Source organism: Mesorhizobium sp. M7A.F.Ca.US.008.03.1.1 (genome assembly GCF_003997495.1).
Taxonomy (GTDB): Bacteria; Pseudomonadota; Alphaproteobacteria; order Rhizobiales; family Rhizobiaceae; genus Mesorhizobium.
In genome coordinates, this window is sequence record NZ_RZRU01000011.1 from 168010 (window position 1) to 192533 (window position 24524).

A 24524-nucleotide genomic window follows, 5' to 3' on the forward strand; every position below is an offset into this window, starting at 1 on the left:
ACCCGATCAATCCGGACGCTTCGGCGCCGCATCAGGATCCTGTTCCCACTTCCACTCAAGGATCTCCGGCATATCCTGTCCATGGGCGCGAATATAGGCTCGATGTTCAAGCAGCTTGCTGTCCATCGCCTGCTTCAGGCCGACCCGCATGCTCTTCAATCGCGGAACCCAGTCGAGGACGCTTTTGACGATATGAAACCGGTCGAGGCCATTCAACACCGTCATGTCGAAGGGTGTCGTGGTCGTGCCCTCCTCGTTGTAGCCGCGGACATGGATGTTGTCATGGTTGGTGCGTCGATAGGTCAGGCGGTGGATCGTCCAGGGATAGCCGTGATAGGCAAAGATGACCGGCTTGTCGGCGGTGAACAGCGCATCGAAATCGCGATCCGACAGACCGTGCGGATGATATTCCTTTGGCTGTAGCGTCATCAGGTCGACGACATTGACCACCCTGATCCTGAGATCAGGAACCTGTTGCCTGAGGATCTGCACGGCGGCCAGAGTTTCGAGGGTTGGAACATCGCCGGCGCAAGCCATTACGACGTCAGGCTCAGCCCCATCATGTGTCGACGCCCAGTCCCAGATGCCGATCCCTGCCCTGCAGTGAACGATTGCCTTGTCCATCGACAGCCACTGCCATGACGGTGGCTTGCCGGCGACGATGACGTTGATGCGGTTCCATGTCTGCAGCACGTGGTCGGTCACGCACAGCAAGGTGTTGGCGTCCGGCGGCAGGTAGACCCGCACGACATCGGCCTTCTTGTTGAGAGCAACGTCGATGAAGCCGGGATCCTGATGGCTGAAGCCATTGTGTTCCTGATGCCAGACATGGCTCGACAACAGATAATTCAGCGATGCGATCGGCCGCCGCCAAGGGATGTCGCGGCAAGCATCCAGCCATTTCGCATGCTGGTTGAACATGGAATCGACGATGTGGATGAACGCCTCGTAGCAGGAAAACAGGCCATGGCGTCCGGTGAGCAGGTAGCCCTCCAGCCAGCCCTGGCAGGTGTGCTCGGAGAGGATTTCGAGCACCCGGCCATCACGCCCGAGATGAACGTCTTCGGGCAGGGTTTTTTCCATCCAGCCACGCTCGGTCACTTCAAACACGTCCTGAAGGCGGTTTGAGGCAGTCTCGTCCGGGCCGACGATCCTGAAGTTCTTCGAGGCCTCGTTCAACTGCATGACATCACGCAGGAAGCTGCCCATAACCCGCGTCGACTCGGCCTTGATGGCGCCAGGGCGCCCGAGCGCAATCGCGTGATCTTGCAACGCCGGCAGATCGAGAGACCTGCGCAGCAGGCCGCCATTGGCATGCGGGTTGGCGCTCATCCGTCTTGATGCCTGCGGTGCCGTGGCGCTGATCGAGGCGACAGGAGCGCCGGCGGCATCGAACAGCTCTTCTGGGCGGTAGCTTTTCAGCCACTCCTCAAGCAGCTTGAGATGGGCGGGGTTCTCCGCAAGACTTGACAACGGAACCTGGTGGGACCGCCAAAAGCCCTCGGTCTTCAGGCCGTCAACCTCTTTCGGCCCCGTCCACCCCTTGGGGCTGCGCAGCACGATCATCGGCCATCTCGGCCGTGACGCGATGGCCGCAGATCCGTTGCGTGCCGCATGCTGGATAACCTGGATCCGATCAAACGCATCGTCGAGCACGCTCGCCATTCGCTCATGCATAAGGGCCGGCTCATAGCCCTCTACGAACAACGGCTCATAGCCGTAGCCGACGAACAGCGACCGCAATTCGTCTTCGGGAATGCGGGCCAGGATGGTTGGATTGGCAATCTTGTAGCCGTTCAGGTGCAGGATCGGCAGAACCGCCCCGTCGCGCGCGGGGTTGAGGAATTTGTTGGAATGCCATGCGGTGGCGAGTGGCCCTGTTTCCGCTTCACCGTCACCGACAACACAGGCAACGACCAGATCGGGATTGTCGAAGGCGGCGCCATAGGCATGCGAAAGCGAATAGCCCAGCTCGCCGCCCTCATGGATCGAGCCGGGCACGTCTGGTGCGGCATGGCTCGGGATGCCGCCGGGAAACGAGAACTGCCGGAACAGTTTGCGCATTCCCTGCTCATCCATCGAAATATCGGGATTGAGCTCACTATACGTGCCCTCGAGATAAGTGTTCGCCACCATTGCCGGGCCGCCATGGCCGGGGCCGCAGATGTAGATCACATTCGTGTCCCTGAGGCGGATGACGCGGTTAAGGTGCGCGTAAATGAAACTTAGACCCGGCGACGTTCCCCAGTGGCCGAGGAGACGCGGCTTGACGTGCTCCAGCCGCAACGGTTCGCGCAGCAGCGGATTGTCGAGCAGATAGATCTGGCCGATCGTCAGATAGTTGGCGGCGCGCCAATAGGCATCAATGTCGCGCAGCTGGCGCTCTGAAAGCCGGTCGCCGGAAGCTGGTATTGTGTTATGCTCGGTCATGTCCGGCTCCCATCGTCTGTTAGCACCCTGTCGCCTGGACTGCGACATGAGCCAGTGTTCGTCGATCTGCAGCGAATGGACACCAACGCGCTCGCGCGCGTTCAGTTCATCGCTTCGCGGCCCCTACGCGTCCTTGTCCTCTAGCGCTCTGCGCATCCTCCTGATCATCGCTGCGCGACCCCGTTCGTCGGCTGCGGCGCTGACCGCCTCATTGATATCGAGGAGAAGCTTTGAAAGGTCATTGTGCCAGTCGAGGCGGGCAATCTTTTCCGGCTTCAGACGGCGGGGCTCGTTGACCTCGACCGGCAAACTGCGACCGGGGGTCAATTGGAAAGCATCGTCTAGCCTCGGGATAATGATCCTGTCTTCGGGTATCAGTCCTGCAAGCCTGCCACGCAGGCCGTTGAGTCCAGCCTCCTCCCCATGCGTCAGGAACACCTGCTGCCTCACCGGAGTTCGGGCCCTGAGCCAGGCGACCAGTTCACTGGCGTCGGCGTGGCCGGAATAGAGGTCGAACAGGCTGATGTGTGCCTTGACCTCGACTTCCTCACCCTGGATGCGCACGCGCTGCGCGCCGTCGAGCAGGATCCTCCCGAGCGACCCTTGGGCCTGATATCCGGCCATCATCACCGTGGCGTTCCTGCGCCAGAGATTGGCCTTGAGATGATGGCGGATACGCCCCGCATCGCACATGCCGCTGGCGGCGATCACCACGAAGAAACCGCTCAGGCGGTTGATCGCCTTGCTTTGTTCCACCGTCTCTGTGAAGCGCAGTTCCTTCGAGTTGAGAGCTTGGCGCAGCACGTCACCCTGTTCGATTTCGTTGGCGTGCCGCTCGAAAATCGCACTGGCGCGCGTCGCCAGCGGCGAGTCGACGAAGACTGGAGCTGTCGGCACGGCGCCGGTCGTCATGAGCAGATGGAGATCGACCAGCAGTTCCTGCGTGCGCTCCACTGCGAAGGACGGAACGATCAGCGGGCCATGTTGATCGGCGGCGCCACGCACCACGTCGCCGAGCTGCGATCGCCGCTGCTCGGGCGAGACATCGGGCCGGTCCCTGTCTCCGTAGGTCGATTCGCAGATCAGATAGTCCACCCCGGCTGGACCTTCAGGATCGGTCTGGAGCAGCTTGTGGCCTGGACCGATGTCGCCCGAAAATATGATGCGCAGCGGCGCACCGTGTCGGTCGATCTCCAGCTCGACAGATGCCGAACCGAGTAGATGGCCAGCGTTCCAGAAGCGGACGCGGAGGCCTTCGGCGACGGTGGTCCATTCGCCGTATTCAACAGCCCGGAACAATGTCATGCACGCGGCGGCATCCTGCTGACTGTAGATCGGCTCGACGGGCGGCCGCCCGCGCTGCGCGTTGCGACGATTCAGGTGTTCCACTTCCATTTCCTGGATATGCGCCGAGTCCGGCAGCATGACCGAGCAAAGATCAATGGTGGCGCGGGTCGTATAGATCGGACCAGAAAAGCCCTGTTTGAGCAGTTTCGGCAGAAGGCCGCTGTGGTCGATATGCGCGTGCGTCAGGATGACGGCGTCAATCGCTTCCGGTGGGAACGGGAACGCACCATAGTTCAATTCCCGTTCGGACTTCGACCCCTGGAATAGGCCGCAGTCGATGAGGATGCGCGAATGCGGCCTCTCGATCTCATAACATGAGCCGGTGACGCCATGGGCCGCGCCGTGGAAACGCAGGATAGGATCAGTGTCGCCTGTCATCTCGCCACAACCTAATGCGACAGCAGAACAGGCAGGCGCAGATCCGCGAGAATGCCTTCGGTGGCACCGCCAAGCACGAAGTCCCTGATGCGGGAGTGACCATATCCGCCCATGACAAGCAGGTTGCCGCCGATCTTGAGAGCATGCTCCTGAAGCGCCGTTCCGATTGAACTGTCCCCTGCCTGGATAGAGACGGCCTCGGCCACCAGACCACGCATCCTCAGGCCCAGCGCAAGGCGTTCGCCGATGCCCTGCCCCGGAAGCGGCTTTTCGTCGGTCACGGTCACGACGGTGACCATCGAGGCAAGTTCGAGAAAAACCCGCGCGTCGGCAACAGCCCGTGCAGCCACTCGGCTGCCGTCCCAGGCGATAACGACATGTCCAAGGACCTCGACGTCCTGGGAGTCGGGAAGAAGCAGGGTCGGTCGACCCGAGCCGAACAGTATCGCCTCGGCTAGCATTCGCGCCGTCTGGTTGGCAGGCGCCCAGCCGACCAGGCAGACATCGAAATAGCGGGAGTGGTTCGCGGCAACATCGCCCATCAGGGCCGGTGGTGCGGTCAACTCCTGCGTGGTGAGGGTCACACCCCCGCGCGCGGCCTCTTGGGTGACTGCCTTGAGCAGGTCTTTGCCACTTTTGCGGCTGGTCGCCTCGACCTCTTGTATCTTGTAGGGAAGGTCCAGCAAGTAGTTTGAGAGCGCGTTCGAAACGTCGGGGATGTCGACATTGATGGCAACGGCATGCAGCGCCGCGTCGATCTGCTGGACGAGAGCGACCGCGTTCGCTCCGATTTTCGAGGAGCTCGCGTCTGGATACGTCGCCAAGGACAGAGAAGCCATCAGCTTCATTGGGATCGTCTCCATCGTCGGACGGCCCACTGCCATCCTTTGCAACATCCTGTAGTCGCAATGGACGAGACGAGCTTTGACCTAGCGCAAATGCGGGCCGTCAATGGCGAATTCGTAATTCACAGCTTCATCGATCCGGGGGATTTCGAAGAGATTCAAGTTTCTGACCCCGCAAGTAGCCAAGTCGCTCAGCCGATGATGGGACAGCACATCCGCGCGAAACATTCGGAAGCCTCAACGTCAATGCAGTCATCAATTTGGTGTGCGAGCCGGCAATGCACCCTCTTCCGACTGCTGACCTCAATCTGGTTGCCTAAGACACCACGTCGATGACCACCATCAGCCCGCCACCGCCCTTCTCCTCAACGTTGTTATTGGTCGTATGATGCGGGATATGGCAGTGGATTAGCCACTTGCCGGGCTCGCGCGCCTTCCAGACGACGTCGTAGCGCTGGCCCGGCCCGACATTGATCGTGTCGGCGAGGAACCGCGCCGAAGCAGGGATCGTCTCACCGTCGCGCGCCACCACCTCGAACGGGCCACCATGGATGTGCATGGGGTGGATGAAGCCATTGTTGGTGCCGATGAAGCGCACCTTCAAGGTTTCGCCGACCTTCATATGGATGGTCTCGGTTGAGGGATAGGCCTTGCCGTTGATGGTGAAGAAGTTCGGCATGCCGCCGTCCATCGGCATCGAAGGATAGGTCAGGCCCTCCCGCAGCAGCCATTCCTGCAACTGGATGACATAGTCGTGGTCGGCCGCAACTTCGTCGGCGGGGTTCGCCGGATCGATTATCATCGCGCCGTAGAGGCCAAGCGCCTGCGTTCGGTCCGGCTTGGCGTGTGGATGGTAGAAATAGGTGCCGTGCTGGGTCGCGGTGAACTCATAGGAATAGGTCTGGCCCGGCTCTATCGGCGGCTGTGTGATCTCCGCCGGCCCGTCCATCTGGTTCGGCAGGATCATGCCGTGCCAGTGGATTGTTGTCTCCTCAGGCAGCGCATTGGTGACATTGACCCGGATTCGGTCGCCTTGGCGAATATGAATGCGCGGGCCGGGAATTTCGCCATTATAGGCATAGCCGTCTACGGTCACATTTGGCAGGATGTGCCAACCGATTACCGACGGCCTTAGGTCGAAGACTTTCACGCCGTTTTGGATCCGGAATGGCAGGTCCTGGTCGCCTTTGGCGGCAAGGTCGTAGGACGTTTTCACACCGCGCGGATCGACCGCTGCCATGTCGCGCATCGTGTCGGCCGGAGTGTCGCGGTCCATGATCATGCCTTGGGGCATGATGGCCCCGCCGACATCGCGCGCCGAGAGCGTCATGTTGAGCCAGTTCGCCGGTGCGATCATGCCGATGGCGAGCGCTACCAGTGAGACCATGCCGAGGGCTGCGATCTGCGGCGTCGTGGCATCCGTCTCCATTTGATGGGAATCGTGGTCGGCACTTTGATTGTCATGGCCTTTCCCTCGGTGATCGGCGGCGGCGGCGGCCTGATGCTGCTGGTGTTGCATCAGCATCGAAGCACGCTGCTCTGTGGCAGGCCGGTGCCGGGCTCCCGCCTCGTCCCGTTGTGTCATGAGCCCATGTTTGAGGCCGCGTGCCACCAGCCAGACATTGGCCGGATAGGCCAGCGTGAACCCGGCGATGACGCCGAGCGACATCACGCCCCAAAACAGCAGTTCCGTCGGCTCCATGGCGCGCATGTCGCGCCCCATCATCAGGAAGCTCATGACCGGCGCCATGCCGGCCATCATGAAGTTCATGGAAATGAATTCGGGCAGGAAGCTCTTGCGGACATTCTCCCAATAGGTGCCGCCCATCATCGATTTCATGAATAGCGACTGGAAGATGAACAGGCCAAAGGCAAAGCCGGCGAGATATTCGACAATCAGATCGATCCACATCGGCAGGCCGAGCGTCGCGGTGATGACGGCGGCAAGAATAATGCCGGTCGCGTCACCGGCCACGCAGTGGATGGTCGAGCCGACGCCCTGTTTCCAAAGCGGCTTGGTGAAATCCTCGTGCTCGCCAGGCCGAGGCTCCTTGTCGGCAAGCACATAAAGCAGCAGGCCGAGGGGTCCCATGTACAGGGTCACCAGGATGAAGCCCCATTTCATCACCACCGGCTCGGGATTGTTGCGGTATTGATCGACACCGACACAGAGCGTCGAAGCCGCGGCAAGTACGAACCAGAAGGCGAGGAAATAGTCGATCGGCTGGATGAACATGATTTAACCTTGCGCCCCCACGCCAGTCGGTTCAATCAAGCACTAACGCGGCGCGCGGGACAATGATCCCGCCGCCGCGTTGATGAGAGTCTCAGGCGGCCAGCTTTTCGTTTTCGTAGCCGGCCGAACGGATCACTTCGCAAATTGCATTCTCGCTGGCACCGGTTTCGACCGCTACCGTCGATGATGCGAGATCGACAGCGACCCGCGCCTCCGGATCGACGCTTTTTACAGCTTTATCGATCGTGCTGGCGCAGTGGCCGCAGCTCATCTCGGGTACTTTCAGTTTCAACATCACAGCTCTCCTTTGTTGCCGATGGGAGCTTTATGAGGCTTCCCACCGTTGGAAGGTCAAGGGCGTGCCTGCCTCCTTCATCATTTTTCTGATTGCTCGAGAGAATGCCCTTGACCTTACCATGATGGGAACCTTTATCTATAGCTGCGATGACCCATCGAGGGAGTTGCAAGGACATGAATGCCATGACTCAATCCACATCGGCCGGCTCCGTCCCGGTTTTCAGCTCGACCTTCCAGATCGGCATCGACGGCATGACCTGCGCGTCCTGTGTGCGGCGCGTCGAAAAGGCGATCGCGGCGGCGCCTGGCGTTGCCAGTGCCTCGGTCAATCTGGCGACCGAACGAGCAGAACTGACCTTCTCGGGCAAGGTGGACATCGCACCGGTTCTGGCGGCGGTCGCGGCCGCCGGTTATGCTGCGCGCGAAAACACGTTTGAGCTTGCCATAGAGGGCATGACCTGCGCCTCCTGCGTTTCGCGCATTGAAAAAGCCCTGAAGACTGTGCCAGGCGTCGTCGCCGCAAGCGTCAATCTCGCGACCGAGCGCGCCACCGTTCGCGCCATTGCCGGCGCGGTCGACACCGAGACGCTGGAAAAGAAGATCGCTGCGGCTGGCTACCAGGCTCGTGCTATTTCTCCCGAATCCGCTGGCGATCAGGAGCGGAGTGGCCGCGAAGCCGAAATCCGTGCCCTCACCCTCGTGCTCGGCGTCGCCGCCGTGCTGACGCTGCCGGTCTTCGTTCTGGAGATGGGTTCGCATCTGGTGCCGGCATTCCATCACTGGGTGATGATGACGCTTGGGGACTGGAATTGGCGCCTGCAATTCGTGCTGACCACGATCGTTCTCTTCGGACCCGGCCTTCGATTTTTCCGAAAAGGCATTCCGGCGCTGCTCAAGGGCGCTCCGGACATGAACGCGCTTGTCGCCCTGGGTTCGGGCGCCGCCTGGTCCTATTCGGTGGTCGCTACCTTCATACCCGGCCTGCTGCCGGCTGGGACCGCCAACGTCTATTACGAGGCCGCGGCAGTGATCGTCACGCTGATCCTGCTCGGCCGCACTCTCGAAGCGCGCGCCAAGGGCCGCACCGGCGAGGCGATCAAGAAGCTCGTCGGGCTGCAGGCCAAGACGGCGCATGTCGTCAAGGACGGCGTCACGGTGGAAGTGCCGCTGGCCGAGGTGCGAAGCGGCGATCTGGTGGTCGTGCGCCCCGGCGAGAAGATTGCCGTCGACGGTGAGATCGTCGAAGGCTCGTCTTTCGTCAACGAGGCGATGATCACCGGCGAGCCGCTCCCTGTCACCAAAGGCGTCGGCGCCGAGGTCATCGGCGGCACCATCAACAAAACCGGAAGCTTCACGTTCCGTGCGACGAAGGTCGGTTCTCAGACGCTGCTCGCCCAGATCATCCGCATGGTCGAGGCGGCGCAAGGCGCGAAGCTGCCGATCCAGGCGCTTGTCGACAAGGTGACAGCGTGGTTCGTCCCGGGGGTGATCGCCGCGGCCGTGCTTACCTTCGGCATCTGGCTGGTCTTCGGTCCTGACCCCGCACTGTCCTTCGCTCTCGTCAATGCGGTTGCCGTACTGATCATCGCCTGCCCGTGCGCCATGGGGCTGGCCACACCAACCTCGATCATGGTCGGCACCGGCCGCGCGGCCGAACTCGGCGTGCTGTTCCGCAAGGGCGATGCGCTGCAGACGCTGCGTGACGCCACTGTGATCGCGCTTGATAAGACCGGCACCCTCACGGAGGGCCGCCCCGAACTGACCGACTTCGCCACGGCCGGCAACTTGCCGGAAGATGAAGTGCTGAGGCTGGTCGCTTCGGCGGAAGCGCGCTCGGAGCATCCGGTCGCTGAGGCAATTGCACGTGCGGCTGGACAACGCTCCGTTGCCCTCGCCGCCGTCGCGGATTTTGAGGCTGTTCCCGGCTTTGGGGTGCGGGGAACCGTGGACGGCCGCAGGGTCGAGGTCGGCGCCGATCGGATGATGCAGAAACTCGGCCTCGATATCTCGGCCTTTGCCACAACGACGGCGCGCCTCGCCGACGAAGGCAAGACCCCGCTCTACGCAGCCGTCGACGGGCGGCTTGCGGCAGTCATAGCCGTCGCCGACCCGATCAAGGCATCGACGCCCGCTGCGATCAAGGCATTGCATGGCCTCGGCCTCAAGGTCGTGATGGTGACCGGTGATAACCGGCGCACGGCCGAGGCAATCGGACGGCGCGTCGGCATTGATGAGATCTTTGCCGAGGTGCTGCCGCAGGGCAAGGTTGACGCGGTCAAGAAGCTCGGCGCCGGCGGTGCCCGCGTCGCCTTCGTCGGTGACGGCATCAACGACGCGCCGGCGCTGGCGGCTGCCGATGTCGGCATCGCCATCGGCACCGGCACCGACATCGCCATCGAAAGCGCCGACGTCGTGCTGATGTCAGGCGACCTCACAGGCGTTGCGAACGCGATCGCGCTCTCAAAGGCGACCTTGCGCAACATCGGCCAGAACTTGTTCTGGGCCTTCGCCTACAACGTGGCGCTGATACCGGTCGCTGCCGGTTTGCTCTATCCTGTGAACGGCACGCTGCTGTCGCCGATGCTGGCGGCTGGGGCCATGGCATTGTCCAGCGTCTTCGTGCTCACGAACGCGTTGCGGCTGAAGCGCTTCCGCGCCCCGCTGGAAGAGGATCGCCGGCAAATGGGCCAACCAGCAATGATGCCGGCCGAATAATCCATCGAGTCGCACCGGTGCCGGTGCGGCTCACTTGATCTGGAATTCTCAGCAGGAGCTTAACTTCATGAACATAGGCGAAGCCGCGTCCGCCTCTGGCGTCTCGGCCAAGATGATCCGCTACTATGAATCAACGGGGCTCATTTCGCAGGTATCGCGCACCGGTGCCGGTTACCGCGTCTATTCGGAGGACGATGTCCACACGCTGCGGTTCATTCGCAGGTCGCGAGATCTCGGCTTCTCGGTCGAGCAGATGTCGGATTTGCTGGCGCTCTGGAGCGACCGCTCGCGGGCCAGTGCCGATGTCAAGCGCATCGCCATGGAACATGTCGCCGAGTTGGAGCGGAAAATGCGTGAGCTGCGCGACATGACGAAGACACTCCGGCATCTGGCGGAGCATTGCAAAGGCAATGATCGTCCGCATTGCCCGATTATCGAGGATCTTTCCAGCGGTCACGAGGCCGGCTTGCTCAAGCCAAAGCAGACCAAACGCCGCAATGATCCGGCCGGGCGTCGGCACGCTTTGTGACCCGTGCTTCGCATCTATGTTCATGATCGATTGAGGAGATCAGCAATGCATCGACGTACGTTCCTCGCAGGCCTTGCCTCGCTGGCGAGCGCCCCTGCCGTCGCCCAGATGAAAATGGACGACATGGACAACATGCCCGGCATGGACATGGGCGATCACATGGGTCACGACATGGGCGCGCCATCCGGAAAGACAGTAACGCTGCCGGAAGGCGAAGCGTTGCGGGAGCTACCTCGCCTTGTCAACGAGTCCCGCACGCCCGGCCTGTTCAAGGCGAGGCTCTCGGCCGAACCAGCCACGCTCCGTTTTGCCGAAGGGCTCGATACGCCGGCCCTCGGCTACAATGGCATGAGCCCCGGCCCGCTGATCGAGGCGGTCGAGGGCGACCGCGTGGAGATCACTTTCGCCAACGGAATTCCTAACGAGGCGAGCACCATCCATTGGCATGGGATGCCGGTGCCCGCCGACCAGGACGGCAATCCGATGGACCCGGTTGCGTCGGGCGCCGAGAAAACCTACGGCTTCGACCTGCCGGAAGGCAGCGCCGCCTCCTACTGGTATCATCCGCATCCGCACGGCAAGACGGCCGAACAGGTCTATCGCGGCCTTGCCGGCGTCTTCCTGGTCAGGCCGAAGGCCGATCCGGTTCCGGCCGCCTATGGCGACACGGTGCTGGTGTTCACCGATCTTCGACTTGCCGCCGACGGCACCATGCCCGACAACACCATGATCGACCTGATGAATGGCCGCGTCGGCGACCATGTGCTGGTCAACGGACAGAAGAACCCAAGGCTGGAGGTCCCCTTCGGCACCAAGCGGCGGTTCCGCCTTTACAATGTCACCAACGCGCGCTTTTTGCGGCTCGCCTTCGACGGCGCGCCGATGACGATCATCGGAACCGACGGCGGTCTGCTGGAGGCGCCGGTTGCAGCCGACGACATCCTGCTCAGCCCGGCGGAACGCCTCGAACTGATCGTCTCCTTCGAAAAACCCGGCCCGGTGACGCTGTACACGCTCGACTACGATCGCGGCTGGATGGGAGCTGGCCGGCCTGCCGATGCGGGCCTCACGCTGCTGACGGTCAATGTTTCGGAAACGCCGGCTGAACAGGTTCCGCCGCTGCCCGATACGCTGCGGCCAATGGCGCAACTCGGCGCCCCTTTGGTCAACCGCCGCTTCGTCTTCACCGAGACGATGGCCATGAACGCAACCGGCATGGAGATGGGGTTCCTGATCAACGGCACCGCATTCGACATGTCCCGCGTCGATGTCGTCTCGAAGGCAGGACAGGTCGAACTCTGGGAGGTCGTTAACCAGGCCGACATGGACCACCCCTTCCATGTGCACGGGACGCAGTTCCAGGTGGTGGAACATGAGCGCGACGGCAAGAAGAGCGCGCCCGCCTATCGGGCCTGGAAAGATACCGTCAACGTCGCCCGCGGCGAGACGGTGCGCCTGCTGCTGCGTCAAGACCGGCCGGGGCCTAGAATGTATCACTGCCACATCCTGGAGCATGAGCAGCTAGGAATGATGGGCATTGTCGACGTGCAGGCGTAGCCAACGGACGGGCCAATCCAAAACACGATGGAAACGCTGGCCCTTTATGGCACCCTGTTCGCCAGCGCTTTCCTGGCCGCGACAATCCTGCCGGTGTCGTCCGAGGTCGTCTTGGTCGGCATGCTCGCCTCGGGACGCGCCGACCCTGCCCTGCTCCTTGCGGTCGCCACCGTCGGCAACACGCTGGGCTCGGTGTTGAACTGGGTCCTCGGACGAGGCATCGACACGCTGCAGACCAGGCGCTGGTTCCCGATATCGGGCGACCAATATGAGCGCGCGAGCCGGACCTTTCGCCGGTATGGCGCCTGGACGCTCCTGTTTGCCTGGCTGCCGATCGTCGGCGACGCCTTCACGGTCGCGGCGGGTGCTGCTCGCGTGCATCTCGGCCTGTTCGTGGTGCTCGTCGCGATTGGCAAGGCCGCGCGCTATGCAGCGATCGTCGCCGGAGGAATGTGGTTGATCGCATAGATTGAATTTGTGATCTCGATCATATGCTTCGCTTTTCCGAGGCGGTAACGTCCGGCCCATGAGAAAACGCGGCGACCAGTCGTCCAATTCGTCATGTGGTTCCACGAATGAAGGAGCCGCGGGCTTCGATCTGGCTTCCTTGTTCGCGGAGGACAGGGATCGCCCCCTCTTGCCCGGGCAGTTCCTGTTCCGTCAGGGGGAGCCGGCCGATCGCGTGTTCCTGATCCGGCGCGGGCACCTACGGATGGTCCGCCATCTCGCTTCCGGAGAGGCCGTCGTCATTCATACCGGGCAGACTGGCGACCTCTTCGCCGAGGCGGCGCTGTTCGCTCAGAACTACCACTGTGACGGGCAGGCAGTGGACGCCGCGGCAGTTGCCAGTTGCCGAAAGGCGGAAGTACTTCGCGCCTTCGGTGCCTCGCCGTCCATGTCGCTCGCCTGGATCGAGCGTGTGACACAGCAACTCCACGCGGCACGGGCGCTGATCGAATTGCGCAACATCCGCTCGGCCGAGGAACGCGTCCTCCAGCATCTCCGGCTCCGCGCCGATTCCGCCGGCGAGGTCGCGTTCGAGGGACGGCTGCTCGATGTTGCTGCCGAGCTTGGTCTGACGCACGAAGCCTACTATCGCGCCCTCGCAAACCTGGCCAGGTCCGGCGCGATCAGCCGCGATCGCCGCCGGATGCGGTTGAGCTCACCCGTTCATTCTCCCCTATCGAAGGAACGCCGCCAATGAATGCAAAGCTCGCCATTGCCCTCACCACCCTGCTCAGCGTCGTCCCCGCCGCAGCCCAGCAAGCGGATCATGCAGCAGGGCATGCCGAACATCTCGGCGCGGCGGTTATGCCATTCGACCTTGCCCGCAGCATGCATGTGTTCACGCCGCTGTCGGATGGCGGGACGCAGGCCGTTACCTCGCGCGATGGCGATCCCGCGCAGGTGGAGCTGATCCGGGCGCATCTGCGCAAGGAAGCCGACGCCTTTGCACGCGGCGACTATGCGGATCCGTCATCCATCCATGGTTCTGCGATGCCAGGTCTGGCCGAGCTCAGGGCCGGTGCCGGGCGCATCGGCGTCACATTCGCCACCATTCCTGCAGGGGCTCATCTGCGCTTCACAGCCAGCGATCCAGCGCTCGTGGCCGCGCTGCATCGATGGTTCGAGGCACAGGTGCGCGATCACGGCGCGGATGCGATGATGCATGGATCCTAGCGGCGGCCTGACACTAGACCGTCCCGATCACTGCACCTTCGCACGAAACTTCGCATGGCAGCTTGTGCAGTCCTGCAGGATCAGGTGGAGAAGATGTTCCGCCGGCAGCTTGGAGGGATCAGCTTCCTTGGCGGCGCCAGCCCGTTTTCCAAGCAGGCTGCCACCCATCGCCATGTCGGGCCCCATCCTCATGGCGCTCGAGATGCTGTCCGCAGGCGCCTTGTCGGCTTCGACAGCGAGAGCGCTCGCCAGCGTTGCGATATGGCTGGCAAGCGCATCGAATTCGTCGCGGGACTGGTCGATCTCCTGCTTTGCCGCGGAAGGGCTACCAAGTGAATCCGCTGGGAATTCCGCGGCCAAGACGCCGGTGCGGCGATGGATCGTCTCGGCCGCCTGCCTGAATGCCGGCGCATCGTAGGCTATCTTCCCGCCGAACATGCCGGCGATCTGTCTTGCTGCGGCGGCCATTTCCTTCATCGACGACTGGCGCGCGACGATGACGGGCTTGTCAGGAAGATGCGTCGCGGCGACCGCTGCGGCGATGCCGATCAGCAGCAGAGGGATGGCGTAAATTGAGGTGCGTTTCATTGGACCGTGGTTTGCAGCAGCGGATTATTCCCGTGACAAGCAGGTCAATTCGAGTTTCGTGGCGAAGATCTTGCTCATGTCGGTTCCGGTGGGGTCGTTGAAGAACGCATCGGTGAGCGTTTTCTGGTTCTGAGCAATGGCGTCATCGGCGTTCGGACGGATCACGGCGGGTTTGCAGGTCGCAGGCAGCCCCTCTACCACAATGTCGTCGTCCTTGATGAAATCGATCGCCGTGTAGAACGAAGGATCATAAATCCCGAAATCGACCTTCCCTGAGAGCTTCAACGGCTCTTTTGGTTTGGACTCAAACGAGATGATCAGTTGATCCTTGTCGAATTCCGCCTTCAATGCCGGTGGGGGACTCATCGGAATGTCCCTCCCGTCGACCGTCACGATCTGAAAATAATTGTACTCCGCCAGCGACGCGTAAACCGTTTCGGAAACGGCCTGCATCTCGGCGCTGCTGAGCTGGAGATCGGAGTCCTTGTCGAACTCCATCATCACAGCGCTGGAAAACAGCTCGTCGAAGCGCCAGAAGTGCCGCAGCGAGCTGATGGTCGAAGTGTTGTTGTCCACGGCAAGGGCGAGCCGCGCCTCCGCGAAAACATGGGGATGCGCGTTCGCGACGTTGGGCGCCAGCACACCGGCGAGCAACATCACTGACATGCACGGCCGGGAAATCGGAATCATGCTTGTTCCATTCTGGATCTTAACGGAACAGTAGCATCAAAGCGGGCCGAATTGGGACGGCCAGCCCTGCTGGCCGGCGAAGGCGGTCGAGGAAATCGGGGGCGAAGCATGTTTTTCATCGTGTCGAAACTGGTCGAAACCGTTCTGCTTCCATCGAACGATATCGGCCTTCTCGCAGCGCTGGGGATACTGGCCCTGATCGTGCGACGCAGGCGCATCGGCCTGGCGCTGCTCACCACCTCGGCTGTGCTCCTGATCATGGCCGGCTGGACGCCCTTGGGTTCGGCCCTTGTGATGACGCTCGAAGATCGCTTCCCGCCGACGGATATGCCGGCTTCAGTGGCCGGCATCGTCATGCTTGGCGGCGCAGTGAATACACACATTACGGAAGATCGCGGCAGCATCACGCTGAACGACAATGCCGAGCGCGTCGTCGCCGTCGCCACATTGTCGCGGCGATACCCCGGCGCCCGCATCCTGCTTTCAGGGGGAAGCGGGCATCTCCTCAGCGGCCACGCATTCACCGAGTCCGAAGGAGCCCGCAGGCTGCTCGTCGAACTCGGTGTTCCGCAAGAGCGGATCGAGCTTGAGGAGCGGTCGCGCACGACCTTCGAGAATGCGATGGAAAGCGTTGCCGTCGCCAAGCCGAAGCCAGGCGAAATCTGGCTGCTGGTGACCTCGGCCTATAACATGCCGCGGGCCGTCGCCTCATTCCGCGCGGCCAATTTCCCGATCGTCGCGTATCCGGTCGACTACCGTACGCGACAGGGCGACCTCCATCGCCCGATGAATTCCGTTGCCGATGGGCTGGTGCTGATGGACATTGCCGCTCACGAGTGGCTCGGGCTAGCAACGTATCGTCTGGCGGGAAAGACGGCGGATGTCCTGCCAAGCCCCTGAGCATGGAAAGCTCTCGCATCTCGGCCGACCATTGTGTCGGCGCGATTTCTCGCCATCAATGGCTGGGTTCGCGCCGGCTCAGTGATGGCCGCGATTACCGAACAGATGACCGAAAAAGCTTCTGCCGGTGCGATGCAGGCTGGCAAGAAAACTGACCTTGATCATCCCTAAAAAAATCAAGAGCCCGATAGCCGCATACGAAAGCGGATTCAGAAATTCGCCGAGGCCGTTGCGCGATATCGAGACAGCGACGCCGGCATGCGCTCCGAGCACCAAGACCACGGCCAGCACGATTGCGGCGGCTGCAACATGTCGCTTCCACCCCTGAGCGGCGACGATCTCATTGAGGTTGAAACCGGTAAACTCCTCGGCATGAATGCTGTCCTCGCCTGCTCCCGAGTCTACCAGCACAGACTTCATGGCGCTGACCATTTCCGGTAGCCCCGAAACGTAGTAGATCGCGGACGGCAGATCTCCGGCCTGCCTGGCCAGCATCGCTCGGTCTATGTGACCGGTTTCCCCCTTCCATTGCCCTGCCGAATTGCCGGCTTCGGTCATTGTCGCGATCAATTTGAAAGATGGGCTTTGCTCCGCGAGTTTGCGCAACTCGTCGAGATACGCAGCGTCCTCGGGCCGCCGGTTCGAGTAGAACAAGAACATCTTGTACGGCAGCCCTCTCTCCACCGCGTCCTTGATCATCGACAAGGCTGGGGCGATGCCGATACCCCCGGCAAGAAAGACTGCTGGCCTAGCGGTGTCTTCGTGCAGGGCGAACGCTCCATGCGGAACATCCAGAAGTATGTCGATGCGAACCTTGGCGCCGATCTGCAGGCACCCCATGACGCGCTTGAATGCGGTGTCACGCATTCTCATTGCGATGACCAAATCAACGTCCTGAGGCGTGCTTGCCAGCGAGAAAAACCGGCTGTTGCCGCCGTCGGTTTCAGCAGGGTCGATGAGCGTCATGCGCACATGCTGGCCGGCCTTGAAACGAAATCCCTCGGGTTTCTCAAAGAAAAAGGCCAAGGTGCCGTCCGCTATCTCTTCCTTGGCTTTCAACGGCACCTCGAATGACCCCTTCTTCATCGAAGCGCCAGAGCGGCCATGCATGCGACGGTAGCGTTCATGGTCCATCTCGGATTTCCTTGCGCGATCCTTCGATCCAAAAATGGACAGAATGTCCGAAAAAGGACATCGTGGCCGGAACTTGTCAACGAACAGAGTTGCCGGAATGTCCAGTACCGAACGATCTTCCCGATACGGCCGGGAATAGCGATGGCGGATAAGGTGATGGACCGGCGCATTGCGCGCACGAGGGGGACGCTGCAGCGCGCCTTGAGTTCGTTGATCCTGACGAAGGGCTACGATGCGATCACGGTCGATGACATCTGCGAGACGGCCAATGTCGGCCGATCGACGTTCTATAGCCATTTTACCAGCAAGGACGATCTGAAGCGCCGCGGCCTGGATGAGCATTTGCGCGAACTGCTGGCTGATCGGCGGAGGAATGCCCCTGCACCGGGAGACTTGAAGGATCGGCACCTGGCCTTTAGCCTGCCTTTGTTCGAACACGCCCGCGACCATCTGGACCTTTACCGGGCGCTTGCCGGCAGCCGCGGCGGCGGCGTTAGCCTTGGTGCAATCCGGCAGATCGTTTCCGATCTGGTGCGCGAAGAGATTGCCGATAATGCCGACCGCAATCCCGGGGATGTCATCCCACGCGACGTCGTCGTCACCTACGTCGTCGGCGCCTACATGGCGTTGCTGACCTGGTGGCTCGACGGCGGCGCGAAGCTGCCGCCTCAGCGGATGGACGGGATGTTTCGGCAATTGGCAACCGAAGGCATCATGCCGCCGGATTCCGAAGAGCGTTAGCAGCCAGCCTCAAGTCAGCGCCAGGCTTGTCACTCTGTTCGCAAGGCGTGTTCAAGACCATTTTTCAAAGCCGGCGGTCGCTATCTTTGATGAAGATTGGATTCCAAGCTTCGGCTCGAACGTGATAGTCTGCCTCATCCTCAGGAGGAGGAAATGCGCGCCATTGCATTCCTTGCCGGCGTATTGGTGGCTACACCCTCAAGCGGGTCGGAGCAGGTGGTCTTCCATAGGACCAATTTCGCGGATGCCACTTCCGTTCAATTCATGGTCGCGACTGACAGCGCCGCAAGCGGCCAGGATTACGATTTCGAGGTGGGCATAAGCCTGGTCGAGACAGATGCCAACGGCTCGACCAAATATGTAGATCCTGGGCGCCATCAGGCTCAGGTGCGATGCGCCAATCCAGCCTATGTGGGCATCGGGATGCGGAAATTTCCGATCTCGGCATTGACGGGAGCCGGACAAAGCGACTGGAAGGAAGACCTCTGGAAAATGTACTGCGCGGTTCCATCCTCGTAATCTGGATGGCCAGCCGCAGACCGCTGGATCGCGACCTGCGGCCAGAGCCTGTTACTTGATTTCAGTGACGGTAATCCGTCCGTTCACCCGCTCTGCGAGGAATTCGATATTCTTGCCAGCCTTGACCTTCTCCAGCATGGCATCATCGGCAAGGACGAATACCATGGTCATAGCCGGCATTCCGAGGTCCTTCAGTTCCCCGTGTTTGACGGTGATCTTTTTCAGCTTGGTGTCCACCTTGGTCACCTGACCCTTGGTGTATTCAGCCGCGAAAGTTGAATTGGCGGCACCAAAGACGATCAGCGCGGCCAGCGTAAGCTTGATGATGGAAGTCATGAATTTATCCTCTGTTGATATCTGCTACTTGGCGGCAACCTTGAGCGCGCCCTTCATTCCGGATTCGTAATGGCCCGGAATCAAGCAGGCGAAGCTGAACTCACCCGCATTCGCGAACGTCCAGACGATTTCCCCTCGTTGGTCGGCCGCTAGGCGGACCGCATTGGGGTCGTCGTGTTCCATCTCGGGAAACTTCGCCATCAGTTCCTTGTGTTCGAGAATGTTCTCGTGGGTATCCATCACGAACTCATGGTCCTGCTGGCCCTTGTTCAGGAATTTGAGGCGTATTGTCTCGCCCTTTCGGACAGCGATGGTGGAAGGCTCGAAGACCATGCCGCCGTCGGCCTTGTCCTTCATGACCAGGTTGATGGTGCGCAGCGGCTTTGCATCGCCAGCAGGATGACCAATCGCCATCGCTGCTTCATCGCCGTGGCCGCCGGCATGCTTGCCGCCAGCCAACGCTGTACTCGCGGTGAGGAACACGGCAAACGCCGTGAGCATTGCAGTTCTCATTGTGGTTCCTTTCAGGATAGTTGCAGTTTCATCCGTGCTTGCCGTGGTCGCCTTGCTGTGTCGGGACCATCGTTTTTGCGTCGCCTGATTTGGTCGGAGCCGGGATGTCTCCTTTCCACTCGTAGGCGACGGTACCCTCCGGATGCTGATACCATCCGGGATCGGCGTAATTGTCGGCTGACAAGCCCTCTCGCACCTTGACCACCGAGAACATGCCGCCCATCTCGATTGGGCCGAACTGGCCGAAACCGGTCATCATCGGGACAGTGTTGTCAGGGAGCGGCATCTCCATCTCGCCCATATCCGCCATGCCGCGATCCCCCATCGGCATGTATTCCGGCTGGACTTTGCGGATCTTGTCGGTGACCTTCGAGTTGTCGACGCCAATGAAGGTCGGCACATCGTGTCCCATTGCATTCATGGTGTGATGCGACTTGTGACAATGAATGGCCCAGTCACCCTCGTATTTGGCAACAAACTCGTAGGCACGCATGGCGCCCACCGGGATGTCGATCGAGACTTCCGGCCATCGTGCCTCCGGCCGCACCCAGCCGCCGTCGGTGCAGGTCACCTCGAAGTCGTAGCCGTGCATGTGGATCGGATGGTTGGTCATGGTGAGATTGCCCACCCGCACCCGAACCCGGTCGTTCTTCGATACCGGAAGGTGGCTGATCCCCGGAAAGATGCGACTGTTCCAAGCCCACAGGTTGAAGTCGGTCATCTCCATGATGCGCGGAACGTAAGATCCCGGCTCGATGTCGAAGGCGTTCAAGAGGAACACGAAGTCGCGGTCCACCCGCATGAACTGCGGGTCTTTTGGGTGAATGACGAAAAAACCCATCATGCCCATGGCCATCTGGACCATTTCGTCGGCGTGCGGGTGGTACATGAAGGTGCCGCTCTTCACGAGATCGAACTCGTAAACGAAGGTTTTGCCTGGAGGAATTCCGGGCTGGGTAAGTCCGGTCACGCCATCCATACCGCTCGGCAGGATCATGCCGTGCCAGTGGACGGTCGTGTGCTCCGGCAGCTTGTTGGTAACGAAAATACGAACGCGATCACCCTCGACCGCTTCGATCGTCGGCCCCGGAGACTGGCCGTTGTAGCCCCAGAGATATGCGGTCATGCCGGGCGCCATTTCGCGCTCGACCGGTTCGGCGACCAGATGGAATTCCTTCACGCCATTGTTGAGCCGGTGCGGCAATGTCCAACCGTTGAGCGTCACGACCGGCTGGTAATCAGGCCCACTCTTCGGAAAGATCGGCGCCTGCATGTCGGGTGAGTCCATCACGGCCGCCTCCGGCAACCCCATTGCCGAGGTCTTCGTCCACGCCGTGGCGCCAGCGAGCAGTGCTCCTGCGCCAAGTAGCTGTCGTCTTGAAAGCATCTTCTTCTCCTTCAATTCAGTGGCCTTCGCCGCTCGCCTCTGCCGTTGCCGGCGCATCACCGCCGCCGCCCGCGGCCTTGCCGCCGCCGTGGACGGCAGTCCCGAGGTCGACAGTGGCCAGCCAGAAATTGCGTTTGGCGTTGAGGGAAAGCGCGATCGAGCTGATCTTCGCGCGGGTGTCCGCCAGAAGCTCGAATGTGTTGGTGATCATGCCGTTGTAGGTCAGCTGCGACTCCGCCTCGATCTTTGTGCGGAGCGGCACCACCCGCGACCTGTAATGCCGCGCAATGTCGTAGGTCGATCGGTAGGTATCGTAAGCCGATCTCGCCTCGGACCGAACATTGACCGCCTTTTCCGCCAAGCGATTCGCAGCTTGCATGTAGGCAAGCTCGGCTTTGCGCATGCGCGCCTTGCCGGTGTCGAAGATCGGAATGACGAACTCGACTTCGAGGGTCGGAGACACGCTCGTCTCGGTTTTGCCGTCCTCTTCCTGCTCCCTTTCCACCTCTGCTCCAGAGAGGAGCTCCAGATCACTCACGAAGCGTGTTGCATCGGTCAGGCCATAGGACCTTGCCAGCGCTTCGAGCTCGAGCTTGGCAACGGCGAGATCGACGCGATTTTTCAGCGCTTCGCCTTCAATGGCGCGCTTGGCCTTGGCGTCTTTTGGCAATGCCGGCAGCGCGTTGGGAAGCGAGTATTCGATGTCGGGCCCCCAGAGGCCCATCAGACGGGTGAGCTCTTCCTTGGCAGTCCGGGCCGCGAGGCGCGCCTCGGCCGCCTGACCAGTAATCTCCGCGTAGAAGACGTGTTCCCGTGCTTGGCCGGTCTTTGTGAAGGCTCCTGTTTCTCCAAGCTTCTGAGCCAGGGCAGAAGCCGCATCCGCGGCGGCTTGCGCCCGATTGAGGTACGACACGTTCTCCCAGGCCGACACCGCATTGATCCAAGCCCGCCTTGTATCGGCGGCAAGCCGCAGCGTTTCCTCCGCCGCACGAAGCTGAGCCTGACGAAAGCGGGTGTCGGCGACCGCGACGCGACGCTGGTGCGTGAGCAGCGCGAGAATGTTGCTCACAACCGCCCCTTCTATCGATCGCACCGGATCGACACCGATCAAGCCGACAGAAACAGTCGGGTTCACGAGCATCGTTTCCTGCCAGACATCGGCCGCTGACAGGCCAACCTCGGAGTAGGCGGCCTGCAGGCCCTTGTTGTTGAGCAGCGCCACCTGGACCGCCACATCTGGACCGATCGACTTCTTCTGCACCAGGCTCTTCACGCGAGCGGCGACAGCCCGCGCGTTCTCGCTCGACTGCACCCATACGATCTCTTTTCCGATCGCTGGTCCGGTCCGTGCGGCAACAGCCGCGAAGCCGACGGTTGGATCGGAAATCCCCTCAAGTGAAGCGGTGGTCGCGCAGCCGGCCGCGATCAGCGGAATGCCCATGGCGGCAGCCATTCTCAAAACCCGGCCGCTCATGATCCGGCTCCCTGCTTGGCGGGCGAGCGCTCGTCGTTAAGGCGCCGCCAATTCTGCGGGTCGGCGGGCTCCCGGTGATGATAGTCGGCTATGATGGGACGGTATGGTGCGTCAGCGAGCCCCATGACGGGATCGGCCGGATTGAAGTCGGGAAGGATGTCTGGCGGAGTGGTTGCCGAGCAACCGACAACCGACAGCGATGCGAGCACCGCGAGGCTTGCGATTTTCATTGTGACCCTGAATTTCGACGTGAACGTTGGCGAGCGCCGGATGGATTCCGGACGCTTCACGCGAGCGCCTTAAGGAGGCGCGTCGTCAGTTCAGGATCTGGGCGGCCTTATCAGTTCCGCATACTCGCCGAGCGGAAGGACCGTCGCGATGACGGGAGCAAAACACCGGGTTGCGGCAGAATTAATAGCCGGACATGCCACGGGAACTGCATGGAGCGGTGCACAATGCACCTCGCAGTCGTCGTCCGAGGCATCCTCGGAGCTGCCGTGACCAGCTTTCTTGTGGTCATGATCGCCCGAAGCTTTATCAACCTGCTCATGACCATGAAGGCTATCAGCGTGCATCGGGTTTTCGGCACCGAGGCTCAACTGCACCTCGGTCGGGAAGGCTGCATTCGCTTTGGTGAACAGGCCAGGTTGGACGACGGTCACGAGCAGAAAAACGAGTGCCATCGCCGCGCGAAATCGCGTGGCTCCAGCAATCGAGATGCGCCCAGAAGTTCTCATCGTGCCCCTTGGGACAAGTATTCGCTTGATTTGTCAAGGCGGCTTTCGGCAGAAATGCTGCGTTGCAACCAAATGTGACCGCGCTGCTCAAATCCTTCGAAGCGGCCGATGGCAGCGCTGGGCAGGCGGGGAGCCACCCAAGATTCCGAAGGCGCGAAGCGTTAGAGAATCACGCTCCGCGCCTCCTCGGATTTAGCCTTATGCTGCCATTTCCCGGCAGCTTTCAGCGCAGCGCCGGCAAGCTTCGACGCATTCCTGCATGTCACCGAGGCGTTCGCAATCGTCCGCGCACTGCCCACAAATTTCGGCGCACTCGCGGCAGACGTGTTTGTGGTGCTCCGAGCCGAGCAGCATGAAATGCGCTGCCGTACGGCATATCTCGGCGCAGGCCATCATCAGGGTGAAGTGCTTCTGCTCTGTGTGCTGCCCGCCGAGCTCGAGACAATGGCCCATCGCCGTTGACAGACACGTCTGATAGCAGCGCAGGCATTCGTCGATACAGCCTTTCATTTCAGTGCTGATGTGATGCATGAGGCTTCTCCTTCTTTATCAAATTGCGTCGGTCGCTCATTTCGCCTCTGCCTCGACCCACTTGGTGAATTTCGCGATCTCCTCCTTCTGAGCAGCGATGACCTTTTTGGCCATCTGCTTGGCTTTCTTGTCATCGCCGTACTTCAGCTCGACATTCGCCATGTCGATGGCGCCCTGGTGATGCGCAATCATCCCGCAGACGAACGCCACATCCGCGTCGCTGGCCATCATGCCCTGCATCATGTCAGGGTTCATCTTCATCATCGATTGCATGTAGGCCTGATGTGCCTCGTCCATGCCGGACATGTCGGTCTTTGACATATCGGTCATCCCCGCCATTGGCTTGGCCTCAGCTTGACGGCACTTTTCCGGCAGTGACGATGTGTGCTCAGCAGCGCTTGCGCCAAAACCCCAGAAGTTTGCTCCAGTCAGCGCGAACGCAAATGCAGCTGCAAACTTGATCGTATGCATGGTTTGTCTCCGAATTTCGTTGAAGGAAGGCCGAGAGGCGGCCTCGGGCGTACAAGTTCACGTCAACGACTTCGGAGGCCTGTCCAACTGGTTGACGGTCAAGAATGGCGGCGCATCCGTATTGAATGCAGATGCGCTGGAGCCTGCTCCTGTAATCTCCAGCGTGGGGACGTGAACGGGAATACCAGCCACACAGTGAAGCCATCCGCAGCAACGCTCGTGCACTTGGCCTGGCTGGCAGGAATTTGCGGCCGATGCAGCGGTGTAGCCTATGTCAATGACGTTCGAAGAAGCGCGCTCCGCAGCGAAAGATGGCGCAGCAGACATTACCGCAATGTAGCTCACCAGTAGCGTTGCGAATATCCACCGAAACCTTGGCATGGCCGTCCTTGCGTTCCCGCATTAACCAGCCAGTCGCAATGTTGTTCCACCGCGATGCCCTACCAATTGAAGCAGCGGCGTTCAACTCGTCATCGCTGTGCCACTCGC

Annotated in this window: 25 protein-coding genes; 10 read left to right on the forward strand and 15 right to left on the reverse strand. The window is 61.2% G+C overall.

From position 1 onward, the window contains the following. Positions 1-6: 6 nt before the first annotated feature. The 5 genes from EOA16_RS17435 to EOA16_RS17455 all read right to left on the reverse strand — a co-directional run bounded on the left by EOA16_RS17435 (position 7) and on the right by EOA16_RS17455 (position 7531). On the reverse strand, positions 7-2430 hold the full coding sequence (locus EOA16_RS17435; protein WP_127259376.1) for a phosphoketolase family protein: 2424 nt from the start codon (positions 2428-2430) through the stop codon (positions 7-9). Positions 2431-2553: 123 nt separating this feature from the next. Beyond that, on the reverse strand, positions 2554-4155 hold the full coding sequence (locus EOA16_RS17440) for an MBL fold metallo-hydrolase (protein ID WP_127259377.1): 1602 nt from the start codon (positions 4153-4155) through the stop codon (positions 2554-2556). An 11-nt stretch (positions 4156-4166) separates the two neighbouring features. Beyond that, positions 4167-5003, reverse strand: a complete 837-nt coding sequence (locus EOA16_RS17445; protein WP_127259378.1) for a universal stress protein — start codon at positions 5001-5003, stop codon at positions 4167-4169. A gap of 313 nt (positions 5004-5316) precedes the next feature. Next, entirely contained in the window at positions 5317-7236 is a 1920-nt protein-coding gene (locus tag EOA16_RS17450) for a DUF4396 domain-containing protein (protein ID WP_127259379.1), read from the reverse strand. Between the two features lie 91 nt (positions 7237-7327). Further along, positions 7328-7531, reverse strand: coding sequence for a heavy-metal-associated domain-containing protein (locus EOA16_RS17455; RefSeq protein WP_127259380.1), 204 nt, complete (start codon positions 7529-7531; stop codon positions 7328-7330). A 185-nt stretch (positions 7532-7716) separates the two neighbouring features. On the opposite strand from EOA16_RS17455, the gene EOA16_RS17460 reads away from it, so the two are divergent. From EOA16_RS17460 to EOA16_RS17485, 6 genes are all read left to right on the forward strand, one after another. Next, positions 7717-10248, forward strand: a complete 2532-nt coding sequence (locus EOA16_RS17460) for a heavy metal translocating P-type ATPase (RefSeq protein WP_245455962.1) — start codon at positions 7717-7719, stop codon at positions 10246-10248. A 67-nt stretch (positions 10249-10315) separates the two neighbouring features. Then, a complete protein-coding gene (gene cueR, locus EOA16_RS17465; RefSeq protein ID WP_127259382.1) occupies positions 10316-10777 on the forward strand; it encodes a Cu(I)-responsive transcriptional regulator in 462 nt (153 codons plus the stop codon). A 45-nt stretch (positions 10778-10822) separates the two neighbouring features. Continuing rightward, positions 10823-12334, forward strand: coding sequence for a multicopper oxidase family protein (locus EOA16_RS17470; RefSeq protein WP_127259383.1), 1512 nt, complete (start codon positions 10823-10825; stop codon positions 12332-12334). Between the two features lie 27 nt (positions 12335-12361). After that, positions 12362-12802, forward strand: a complete 441-nt coding sequence (locus tag EOA16_RS17475) for a YqaA family protein (protein WP_127259384.1) — start codon at positions 12362-12364, stop codon at positions 12800-12802. A 58-nt stretch (positions 12803-12860) separates the two neighbouring features. Next, entirely contained in the window at positions 12861-13538 is a 678-nt protein-coding gene (locus EOA16_RS17480; protein ID WP_127259385.1) for a Crp/Fnr family transcriptional regulator, read from the forward strand. Next, positions 13535-14014: an aspartate carbamoyltransferase gene (locus EOA16_RS17485; protein WP_127259386.1), complete on the forward strand. Its 480-nt coding sequence runs from the start codon at positions 13535-13537 to the stop codon at positions 14012-14014. The genes EOA16_RS17480 and EOA16_RS17485 overlap by 4 nt, the downstream gene beginning before the upstream one ends. Before the next feature lie 27 nt (positions 14015-14041). Here EOA16_RS17485 and EOA16_RS17490 read toward each other — a convergent pair whose 3' ends face one another. Then, entirely contained in the window at positions 14042-14602 is a 561-nt protein-coding gene (locus tag EOA16_RS17490; protein WP_127259387.1) for a cytochrome c, read from the reverse strand. Positions 14603-14626: 24 nt separating this feature from the next. Then, positions 14627-15268 carry a DUF1007 family protein gene (locus tag EOA16_RS17495; RefSeq protein ID WP_164754304.1) on the reverse strand — a complete coding sequence of 214 codons (642 nt, stop codon included), beginning with the start codon at positions 15266-15268 and terminating at the stop codon, positions 14627-14629. Between the two features lie 132 nt (positions 15269-15400). On the opposite strand from EOA16_RS17495, the gene EOA16_RS17500 reads away from it, so the two are divergent. Further along, complete coding sequence (locus EOA16_RS17500; protein WP_127259389.1) at positions 15401-16192, forward strand: YdcF family protein; 792 nt, start codon at positions 15401-15403, stop codon at positions 16190-16192. Between the two features lie 78 nt (positions 16193-16270). Here the strand turns inward: EOA16_RS17500 and EOA16_RS17505 are convergent, their stop codons facing one another. Then, positions 16271-17326: an FAD-dependent oxidoreductase gene (locus tag EOA16_RS17505; RefSeq protein ID WP_206517341.1), complete on the reverse strand. Its 1056-nt coding sequence runs from the start codon at positions 17324-17326 to the stop codon at positions 16271-16273. Positions 17327-17467: 141 nt separating this feature from the next. Between EOA16_RS17505 and EOA16_RS17510 the strand changes: the two genes are divergently transcribed. Together EOA16_RS17510 and EOA16_RS17515 are read left to right on the forward strand one after the other, a co-directional pair. After that, positions 17468-18067 (forward strand): TetR/AcrR family transcriptional regulator, encoded by a 600-nt coding sequence (locus EOA16_RS17510; protein ID WP_245455963.1) that lies wholly within the window; start codon positions 17468-17470, stop codon positions 18065-18067. A 153-nt stretch (positions 18068-18220) separates the two neighbouring features. Further along, on the forward strand, positions 18221-18586 hold the full coding sequence (locus tag EOA16_RS17515; RefSeq protein ID WP_127259390.1) for a hypothetical protein: 366 nt from the start codon (positions 18221-18223) through the stop codon (positions 18584-18586). 51 nt (positions 18587-18637) lie between these two features. On the opposite strand, the gene EOA16_RS17520 is transcribed toward EOA16_RS17515, so the two are convergent. The 5 genes from EOA16_RS17520 to EOA16_RS17540 are packed head-to-tail and all read right to left on the reverse strand — an operon-like array spanning position 18638 to position 22586. Further along, entirely contained in the window at positions 18638-18922 is a 285-nt protein-coding gene (locus EOA16_RS17520; protein ID WP_127259391.1) for a copper-binding protein, read from the reverse strand. A gap of 24 nt (positions 18923-18946) precedes the next feature. Further along, positions 18947-19435 carry a cupredoxin family protein gene (locus tag EOA16_RS17525; protein ID WP_127259392.1) on the reverse strand — a complete coding sequence of 163 codons (489 nt, stop codon included), beginning with the start codon at positions 19433-19435 and terminating at the stop codon, positions 18947-18949. A 28-nt stretch (positions 19436-19463) separates the two neighbouring features. Then, the gene (locus tag EOA16_RS17530) at positions 19464-20822 is read right to left on the reverse strand and encodes a copper oxidase (RefSeq protein WP_127259393.1); all 1359 of its coding nucleotides are present in this window, start codon (positions 20820-20822) and stop codon (positions 19464-19466) included. Between the two features lie 16 nt (positions 20823-20838). Further along, positions 20839-22296: a TolC family protein gene (locus EOA16_RS17535; protein WP_127259394.1), complete on the reverse strand. Its 1458-nt coding sequence runs from the start codon at positions 22294-22296 to the stop codon at positions 20839-20841. Continuing rightward, the gene (locus EOA16_RS17540) at positions 22293-22586 is read right to left on the reverse strand and encodes a hypothetical protein (protein ID WP_245455964.1); all 294 of its coding nucleotides are present in this window, start codon (positions 22584-22586) and stop codon (positions 22293-22295) included. Before EOA16_RS17540 ends, EOA16_RS17535 begins: the two co-directional genes overlap by 4 nt. A 207-nt stretch (positions 22587-22793) precedes the next feature. Here EOA16_RS17540 and EOA16_RS17545 point away from each other — a divergent pair, with 207 nt between their 5' ends. Continuing rightward, positions 22794-23111 (forward strand): hypothetical protein, encoded by a 318-nt coding sequence (locus EOA16_RS17545; protein ID WP_127259395.1) that lies wholly within the window; start codon positions 22794-22796, stop codon positions 23109-23111. Between the two features lie 120 nt (positions 23112-23231). On the opposite strand, the gene EOA16_RS17550 is transcribed toward EOA16_RS17545, so the two are convergent. Continuing rightward, complete coding sequence (locus EOA16_RS17550) at positions 23232-23564, reverse strand: four-helix bundle copper-binding protein (protein WP_127259396.1); 333 nt, start codon at positions 23562-23564, stop codon at positions 23232-23234. 36 nt (positions 23565-23600) lie between these two features. Beyond that, positions 23601-24035 carry a DUF305 domain-containing protein gene (locus EOA16_RS17555; RefSeq protein ID WP_127259397.1) on the reverse strand — a complete coding sequence of 145 codons (435 nt, stop codon included), beginning with the start codon at positions 24033-24035 and terminating at the stop codon, positions 23601-23603. Positions 24036-24524 lie beyond the last annotated feature (489 nt).

Bases quoted from the DNA above. Each gene is read 5' to 3' on its own strand.
- EOA16_RS17515 (WP_127259390.1), top strand. From the start codon at position 18,221: ATGCGCGCCATTGCATTCCTTGCCGGCGTATTGGTGGCTACACCCTCA.
- EOA16_RS17505 (WP_206517341.1), bottom strand. From the start codon at position 17,326: ATGGACCATGAACGCTACCGTCGCATGCATGGCCGCTCTGGCGCTTCG.
- EOA16_RS17530 (WP_127259393.1), bottom strand. From the start codon at position 20,822: ATGCTTTCAAGACGACAGCTACTTGGCGCAGGAGCACTGCTCGCTGGC.
- EOA16_RS17470 (WP_127259383.1), top strand. From the start codon at position 10,823: ATGCATCGACGTACGTTCCTCGCAGGCCTTGCCTCGCTGGCGAGCGCC.
- EOA16_RS17555 (WP_127259397.1), bottom strand. From the start codon at position 24,035: ATGCATACGATCAAGTTTGCAGCTGCATTTGCGTTCGCGCTGACTGGA.
- EOA16_RS17440 (WP_127259377.1), bottom strand. From the start codon at position 4,155: ATGACAGGCGACACTGATCCTATCCTGCGTTTCCACGGCGCGGCCCAT.
- EOA16_RS17480 (WP_127259385.1), top strand. From the start codon at position 12,861: ATGAGAAAACGCGGCGACCAGTCGTCCAATTCGTCATGTGGTTCCACG.
- EOA16_RS17510 (WP_245455963.1), top strand. From the start codon at position 17,468: ATGGCGGATAAGGTGATGGACCGGCGCATTGCGCGCACGAGGGGGACG.
- EOA16_RS17490 (WP_127259387.1), bottom strand. From the start codon at position 14,602: ATGAAACGCACCTCAATTTACGCCATCCCTCTGCTGCTGATCGGCATC.
- EOA16_RS17475 (WP_127259384.1), top strand. From the start codon at position 12,362: ATGGAAACGCTGGCCCTTTATGGCACCCTGTTCGCCAGCGCTTTCCTG.
- EOA16_RS17495 (WP_164754304.1), bottom strand. From the start codon at position 15,268: ATGTCAGTGATGTTGCTCGCCGGTGTGCTGGCGCCCAACGTCGCGAAC.
- EOA16_RS17500 (WP_127259389.1), top strand. From the start codon at position 15,401: ATGTTTTTCATCGTGTCGAAACTGGTCGAAACCGTTCTGCTTCCATCG.
- EOA16_RS17455 (WP_127259380.1), bottom strand. From the start codon at position 7,531: ATGTTGAAACTGAAAGTACCCGAGATGAGCTGCGGCCACTGCGCCAGC.
- EOA16_RS17445 (WP_127259378.1), bottom strand. From the start codon at position 5,003: ATGAAGCTGATGGCTTCTCTGTCCTTGGCGACGTATCCAGACGCGAGC.
- EOA16_RS17485 (WP_127259386.1), top strand. From the start codon at position 13,535: ATGAATGCAAAGCTCGCCATTGCCCTCACCACCCTGCTCAGCGTCGTC.
- EOA16_RS17525 (WP_127259392.1), bottom strand. From the start codon at position 19,435: ATGAGAACTGCAATGCTCACGGCGTTTGCCGTGTTCCTCACCGCGAGT.
- EOA16_RS17460 (WP_245455962.1), top strand. From the start codon at position 7,717: ATGACTCAATCCACATCGGCCGGCTCCGTCCCGGTTTTCAGCTCGACC.
- cueR (WP_127259382.1), top strand. From the start codon at position 10,316: ATGAACATAGGCGAAGCCGCGTCCGCCTCTGGCGTCTCGGCCAAGATG.
- EOA16_RS17520 (WP_127259391.1), bottom strand. From the start codon at position 18,922: ATGACTTCCATCATCAAGCTTACGCTGGCCGCGCTGATCGTCTTTGGT.
- EOA16_RS17550 (WP_127259396.1), bottom strand. From the start codon at position 23,564: ATGCATCACATCAGCACTGAAATGAAAGGCTGTATCGACGAATGCCTG.
- EOA16_RS17535 (WP_127259394.1), bottom strand. From the start codon at position 22,296: ATGAGCGGCCGGGTTTTGAGAATGGCTGCCGCCATGGGCATTCCGCTG.
- EOA16_RS17435 (WP_127259376.1), bottom strand. From the start codon at position 2,430: ATGACCGAGCATAACACAATACCAGCTTCCGGCGACCGGCTTTCAGAG.
- EOA16_RS17450 (WP_127259379.1), bottom strand. From the start codon at position 7,236: ATGTTCATCCAGCCGATCGACTATTTCCTCGCCTTCTGGTTCGTACTT.